This is a genomic window from Moorena sp. SIO4G3 (assembly GCF_010692305.1).
Lineage (GTDB): Bacteria > Cyanobacteriota > Cyanobacteriia > Cyanobacteriales > Coleofasciculaceae > Moorena > Moorena producens_A.
This window is the reverse complement of sequence record NZ_JAAHIG010000458.1, coordinates 1-6352: the sequence shown is the minus strand read 5'-3', so window position 1 is coordinate 6352 and position 6352 is coordinate 1. Positions and strand designations below refer to the sequence as shown.

The window sequence follows — 6352 nt, the reverse complement described above, 5'->3', positions numbered from 1 at the left end:
CCCCCTCTCCCCATCTCCCCATCTCCCCATCTCCCCATCTCCCCATCTGAATCTGTAGTCCTACTTTGAACAATTTGTATAACTTTTAACCGTACCCTGGTAGGCTAAGAGTGAGGGCTTTTACCCTCTATAAGAAAAGCATTTTAAACAAAGATTACTTTGGATTTAACTACCTTGCATCTATGAGTATTAAAGACAAACCTCAACCCCCTCGATCTCGCCTAATTGGCAATATTCTCTTGTTTTTAGGGGGTTTATTTCTTGTAGCTAACCTATTCTTGCCTGGATTCTTCGGACAGAAAATCGCTCGGGTACCCTACAGCTTGTTTATTGACCAAGTCCAAGATGGAAAGGTAGCACGGGTTTATGTTGGGCAAGACCAAATCCAGTATCAGCTCAAAGCTGATACTGAACAGCCAGGACAAATTCTGATCACGACCCCAATCTATGACCTAGAGTTACCTCAACGACTAGAAGATAAAGGAGTAGAATTTGCTGCTGCTCCTCCCCCTAAACGAAGCTGGTTTGCTATCGTGCTTAGCTGGGTGATACCTCCACTGATTTTTGTTGGCATTTTGCAGTTTTTTGCAGGACGTTTTGGTGGTGGCGGACCCCAAGGTGCTCTTTCCATTAGCAAGAGCAAAGCTAAGGTTTATGTGCAAGATGATGCTACCAAAGTTACCTTTAATGATGTGGCTGGGGTAGAAGAAGCCAAGACTGAATTACAGGAAATTGTAGATTTTCTTAAAACGCCCCAACGGTTTACTAACATAGGAGCACGAATTCCAAAAGGAGTGCTATTAGTTGGACCTCCTGGAACGGGTAAAACCCTAATGGCTAAAGCAGTGGCTGGAGAAGCTGGTGTACCATTCTTTAGTATTTCTGGATCGGAGTTTGTAGAACTGTTTGTGGGTGCTGGTGCTGCCAGAGTTCGGGATTTATTTGAACAGGCCAAAAAGAAAGCTCCCTGTATTATTTTCATTGATGAGTTGGATGCTATTGGTAAGTCCCGTGCTAGTGGTGGTGGTTTTGTTGGTGGTAACGATGAGCGGGAACAAACCCTCAACCAGTTGCTAACGGAAATGGATGGATTTGCTGCTGGTGATGCTACGGTAATTGTCCTAGCAGCCACTAACCGCCCTGAAACCCTAGACCCAGCTCTGTTACGTCCAGGACGATTTGATCGGCAGGTGTTGGTAGACCGTCCTGACTTAGCCGGTCGCTTGAAAATTCTAGAAATCTATGCTAAGAAAGTTAAGCTTGGGGAAGATGTGGATCTAAAAGCGATCGCAACTCGTACTCCTGGTTTTGCTGGTGCTGACCTTGCTAACCTGGTTAATGAAGCAGCGCTGTTAGCTGCCCGCAACCGCAAGGAAAAAGTAACCCAGGCGGACTTTGCTGAAGCGATTGAGCGAGTAGTAGCTGGTCTAGAGAAGAAAAGCCGGGTACTAAATGACAAAGAGAAAACCATCGTTGCTTACCATGAAGTCGGTCATGCTCTAGTTGGTGCCTTGATGCCTGGTGGTAGTAAAGTCGCTAAAATCTCGATTGTGCCACGGGGGATGGCAGCACTAGGCTACACCCTGCAAATGCCTACAGAAGACCGCTTCTTAATGGATGAGAAAGAACTCCAAGGTCAGATTGCCACCTTGCTTGGTGGACGGGCAGCGGAAGAGATTGTGTTTAATAGCATTACCACCGGCGCTTCCAATGACCTCCAACGAGCTACGGATTTAGCGGAGCAGATGGTAACTACCTATGGCATGAGTAAAGTTCTCGGACCCTTAGCTTACCAGAAAGGTCAGCAGTCAAGCTTTCTGGGAGATGGGATGATGAATCCCCGCCGCAATGTCAGTGATGAAACTGCTAAGGCGATTGATGATGAAGTCAAAGAGATTGTCGAAACAGGTCATCAACAAGCATTAGCGATTCTGAACGAGAATCGGGAGTTGCTCGAAACCATTGCTAAAGAAATATTGGACACCGAAGTAATTGAGGGTGACAAATTGCAAGAGCTTTTGAGTAAAGTTAAGTCTGCCGAGAAGGAGGCTGCTGTAGTTTAATCACAATTTTCAATTGCAAGGATTACAAGGGTTGGGTGCGGAGTTTCCCCGTGCCCAACCCTTTGATTAGTAAAGTAATCTGAAAACTGCCTAAGCATTCAGCCGTCAGCCTAATGCCCTCCTGGGATGCATTAGCTGATAGCTGTTGGCGTAGCCTGCGCGTAGCGCATATGCTTACAATCGCTACAAAGAAATTGAGTATGAAGAGGTGGAGTATGAACCACCAAAGGTTATTTTAGAGAAATTGCGGACGCTTGAGGATGAAATTCGGGCAGATCTTGATGAACTGGAGAGGATGTTGGGATGATTTGCAACACAGTTGAATTATTTTATAGCAATTCTACGACTTGTGAGGTAAAAATATCTTGGTTTTAGGGAGCAGGGAGCAGGGAGCAGGGAGCAGGGAGCAGGTAAGAGAAACCCACCCCTAACCCCTCCGAGTTATAACTTAAATAGGTTAATAGTAGTGTTGTTATGAATGGATTATTTGATATTCTAGAAAAAATCGAAAAATGCCCTGGTATGTATATTGGTCGTCCTTCGGTAACCGATTTATTTATGTTTTTAGTTGGCTATGAATATGCTCGCAGTGAGATGGATATTGAGTTGACTGAAGCAGAAGCAAAATTTTATGAGGAGTTTCAACCTTGGCTACAGGAAAAACTGGGGGTTAAGTCGGTTACGTCATGGGCTAAGTTAATTATGCTTTCTTGTCATACTGAAAAAGGAGGTTTTGAATATTTTTTTCGGTTGTTGGCTGAATTTAAACAAAACCATGGCTTGTTAGCTACAGAATCAAGTTCTGAATTTGTGCGTCAATCATGATTATTGATCAAGGTCAAAAAAAACTAGAAACTGCGCACCAGGCATCAGCAGTTTCAGTACCTGCACATAGCCCTTGGCATCAGCAGGGTTCTCGAACCGAGCGAAAACGACTGGTGGCATCGGTCGTAACAACCTAACAACCACCCATGGGTATAGGCGATGGGACATAATATTAAGTTATCTCCTGTAAAGGGGACCAAGAGCCAGCCTGCAGCCTTGGAAAACTCTAAGGCTGGCTCTTCCCGTGGATTTTGTCGGGTAAGGTAGGAGACGTTGCCATCTCCTCCTCCCCTAAGAACCGGACTTGAGACTTTCACACTCATCCGGCTCAAGCCTATTCAGTCCACCCTTTTGTGTAGATGTTTATTTTTGGCTTTATGACAGTGTTGGTGTAGAATCATTAGATTCGCCTTGCTGTTGTTGCCTCCATCCCTGATTGGCACTATATGATGTACCTCGAACGCTTCGTCCAAACAAATTGGCTTTCCGCATATAGGGCATATGCCTTTTTGTCTGGTGTAGATTTGTTCATATTTGCTGCCTTTAGCGAATTTGGTTTTACCCCATTTCGTTTGGCGCTTTTTCCAGTATTCGATTAGTGTGGGGTCAAATGGTGAATTTTTCCCTTTTACCTTCTCAAATCTGATTATAGGTACATCCTTGGCAGCGTTGATTAAGACTTCTCTTTTCTTCCTTCTGCCTTTTGTGTCGGCATATGGATTGTGAGGGTCTTGGTCAATTTTTGTGTAGTACTTCCGTTTAATCCATTTCCAGGACTTCTTAGGATGTTTCCTTTTTAGGTACCTGTATATGGCATCTAATACCTCTTTCCTGATTTTCGAAAATGTCTTTTTGGAGCATACAAAACGGTAGTAATTTAGCCATCCTCTGATTTTAGAGTTGAGTCTATTTAACACCGTATCGAAGCTCAACACTCTTCCTTCATTCTTGAGATATTCCCGTATATTGGTTAGGAATTCTTTGGTTTCCTTCTTACCAGGTATTATGAAGCATGAGTAACACTCTTCTTCTTTTAATTTGGCATTAGGGGAAGGTATCCGTTTTGCATTAGGTTTGGCGTTAATTCTCATTTTGTGAGCTTTACGTTTATACCTGTTGCTTCCATACCTGAGTGTCTTGCCTTTGAATTGCCGTATATCAAATCCGAGGAATGAGAATCCCTCTTTTCTGATATCTCTGATTTGAGTCTTAGCTTTATTCAGTTTCAATCCTCTTTGGGCTAACCATGATTCTAACTGAGGGATTATCTCTTCAAGATTTTCCCTGGTTTGACTGGTTATAACAAAATCGTCCGCATATCTAGCATATTTATATTTGTTTACCTCCTTTTTCTTTTTGATGTCCTTGCCCCTGTTTCGGGTTTTATATGTAATGGTTTCCATAGGTTTGGAAATCCATTCCTGTATACCATCCAGTGCAACATTTGCGCTTTTGTGGACTTATTATTCCGCCTTGAGGTGTCCCTGTTTTGGTTTCAGAGAATTTGGTTTCTTCCATGTATCCAGCCTTTAACCATTTCAGTACGACGTTCCTTTTTGGAAATCCTTTTATCTTCTCGATTATGAATTCATGAGAGATATTGTCAAATGCAGCTTTGATATCTGCATCTAGCACCCATCTGTGAGAACTCCCTTTCTTCAAGGTTGAGAAGACATCTTGGATGGCATCGTGACAACTCCTTCCGGGTCGGAATCCGTAACTTCCTGGTTCAAAATACACTTCAAATACCGGTTCATATGCCATTTTTAGGATGGCTTGACCAATTCGGTCGTTTATGGTGGGTATTCCCAGAGGTCTTTTCTTACCGTTCCGTTTCGGTATGTATACTCGCTTGGTTGGATTTACTTTACTCCAGTTCCACTTTTTAATTAGGTTGGTTCTCTGTTCATGAGTTAGAGCGGTTATTCCGTCTACTCCCGCAGTTCCCTTGCCTTTATTAATCTGTGTTACCCTTTGTATTGCCAGTAGTAGTGCTGATTTGCTGTTTATTAACAGTTTCATCAGGTTTACTACCTTTTTCCAGCTGCCTTCCTCTTGTCGGGCTTGTTGGGTGGCCTTGAATATCCTCTTTTGAATTTTGAATACCTGCCGATTGATAACTTTCCAGTTAATCTCCTGCCAGTCTTCGATTCCAGTACCATTTCTGGTTCTACTTTTCATCTCCGTAATATTCTCTTTTCAAGGTGCTGAATATTCTGAGTAGACCATCTGGACGTCTGCTACCTCTCGGTATAGTTCATTTGAACTTATGTACCCGGTTATATCTTTTGGATTTTCCCGTTGGCTTTCGCCTTGGTACCATTCGCTTCTTCCAGACTCCTGTTCCCTGTCAACTCTCAGTTTCATTTGCAATCCACTTTGCCGTTAGGCAGTTGAATTATCAGGGTTTTCCGTGTTCATCTAAATGAAGTTTACGACTGTCAAAAGGTTCGTTCCATACCCCGGAATCCTTCGTTGCATCAAGTTTAGTAGAAAATCGACCAAACTTCTTAATGACGGATTCGTTGTCATTTTGACTACGGTGTTTCAGTCACTTTCACCATCCAAGTGTAACGAGGCGGCAAACGTTCACTTTCGTTAACCATTGTCAGTCTTCCTGCGAGCAGTAATGGTGGTGTGACTCCACTTTCAACCACTTTTCCCTTTCGGGATTTTATCGAGAATCTGCACTCAGGTTCCGATTACTCTTCCCCCCTCATCTCGGCAGGCTGAGGGATGCACTCCTCAGAAAACCATTTCAGGTTTCGATTCATTCAGACGCTTTCACGTCGCACGTTTTCCACAATTTCAGTATATCACAAAAAATTGCAAATTATAGCATATTTTTAAAATTTTTGTAACAAACTTTTTTTTAGGGAGTAGGGAGCAGGGAGTGTGGTTAATATGGTGAGTGTCCCCCTTTTGTTAAAGGCAGGGCTGTTTCAAAGTCCTCCAACAAACCAAAAATTTTATGATTAAATGTGTGATCACCAACAAAGACAATTTCATCTTCCGTATAATTCCAATTTAGTAAGCAGAGCTAGAGAATTAAGAAAAAATATGACCCCAGCCGAGAAAAAGCTGTGGTATGACTATTTAAAAAATTTTAAGTTTCGAGTCTTTAAACAAAGACCAATAGCGAATTTTATTGTGGATTTTTATTGTGCTGCTTTAAAGTTAGTTATTGAAGTGGATGGGGATTATCATTATACAGAATAGGCTAAGGCTTATGATGAAGAAAGAACTCACATTCTTGAAGGTTATGGATTAAAAGTAATTCGATTTACCAATGATGAAGTGTTGCATAATTTTGAAGCAGTGTGCGATCTCATTAGTAGTGAGATACCCCCCAGCCCTTAATAAGGGGGGAGCAATATCAAAGTCACCCTGATTAAGGGAAGAGCTAAATTAAAATCAAAGTCCCCCTTATTAAGGGGGATTTAGGGGGATCAAAACCCTGGCCA

The 6352-nt window shown here is 42.5% G+C and carries 5 protein-coding genes and 1 pseudogene; 3 read left to right on the top strand and 3 right to left on the bottom strand.

From position 1 onward, the window contains the following. Positions 1 to 182 precede the first annotated feature (182 nt). Together ftsH4 and F6J99_RS39870 are read left to right on the top strand one after the other, a co-directional pair. Positions 183 to 2063, top strand: coding sequence for an ATP-dependent zinc metalloprotease FtsH4 (ftsH4, locus tag F6J99_RS39875; RefSeq protein WP_293121697.1), 1881 nt, complete (start codon positions 183 to 185; stop codon positions 2061 to 2063). A 474-nt stretch (positions 2064 to 2537) separates the two neighbouring features. Then, positions 2538 to 2888: a hypothetical protein gene (locus tag F6J99_RS39870; RefSeq protein WP_070393412.1), complete on the top strand. Its 351-nt coding sequence runs from the start codon at positions 2538 to 2540 to the stop codon at positions 2886 to 2888. Here the strand turns inward: F6J99_RS39870 and F6J99_RS39865 are convergent, their stop codons facing one another. The 3 genes from F6J99_RS39865 to F6J99_RS39855 form a co-directional block, all read right to left on the bottom strand. After that, positions 2889 to 3056 carry a hypothetical protein gene (locus tag F6J99_RS39865; RefSeq protein WP_293121695.1) on the bottom strand — a complete coding sequence of 56 codons (168 nt, stop codon included), beginning with the start codon at positions 3054 to 3056 and terminating at the stop codon, positions 2889 to 2891. Positions 3057 to 3226: 170 nt separating this feature from the next. Next, positions 3227 to 4291 (bottom strand): group II intron maturase-specific domain-containing protein, encoded by a 1065-nt coding sequence (locus tag F6J99_RS39860; protein ID WP_293121693.1) that lies wholly within the window; start codon positions 4289 to 4291, stop codon positions 3227 to 3229. Then, positions 4272 to 5069 (bottom strand): reverse transcriptase domain-containing protein, encoded by a 798-nt coding sequence (locus F6J99_RS39855; protein WP_293121691.1) that lies wholly within the window; start codon positions 5067 to 5069, stop codon positions 4272 to 4274. Before F6J99_RS39855 ends, F6J99_RS39860 begins: the two co-directional genes overlap by 20 nt. 798 nt (positions 5070 to 5867) lie before the next feature. Between F6J99_RS39855 and F6J99_RS39850 the strand changes: the two are divergent. Continuing rightward, a pseudogene (locus F6J99_RS39850) lies at positions 5868 to 6248 on the top strand (endonuclease domain-containing protein). Positions 6249 to 6352: the final 104 nt, after the last annotated feature.

Coding starts and splice junctions, on each gene's coding strand:
- ftsH4 (WP_293121697.1), top strand. CDS start 183: ATGAGTATTAAAGACAAACCTCAACCCCCTCGATCTCGCCTAATTGGC.
- F6J99_RS39870 (WP_070393412.1), top strand. CDS start 2,538: ATGAATGGATTATTTGATATTCTAGAAAAAATCGAAAAATGCCCTGGT.
- F6J99_RS39865 (WP_293121695.1), bottom strand. CDS start 3,056: ATGTCCCATCGCCTATACCCATGGGTGGTTGTTAGGTTGTTACGACCG.
- F6J99_RS39860 (WP_293121693.1), bottom strand. CDS start 4,291: ATGGAAACCATTACATATAAAACCCGAAACAGGGGCAAGGACATCAAA.
- F6J99_RS39855 (WP_293121691.1), bottom strand. CDS start 5,069: ATGAAAAGTAGAACCAGAAATGGTACTGGAATCGAAGACTGGCAGGAG.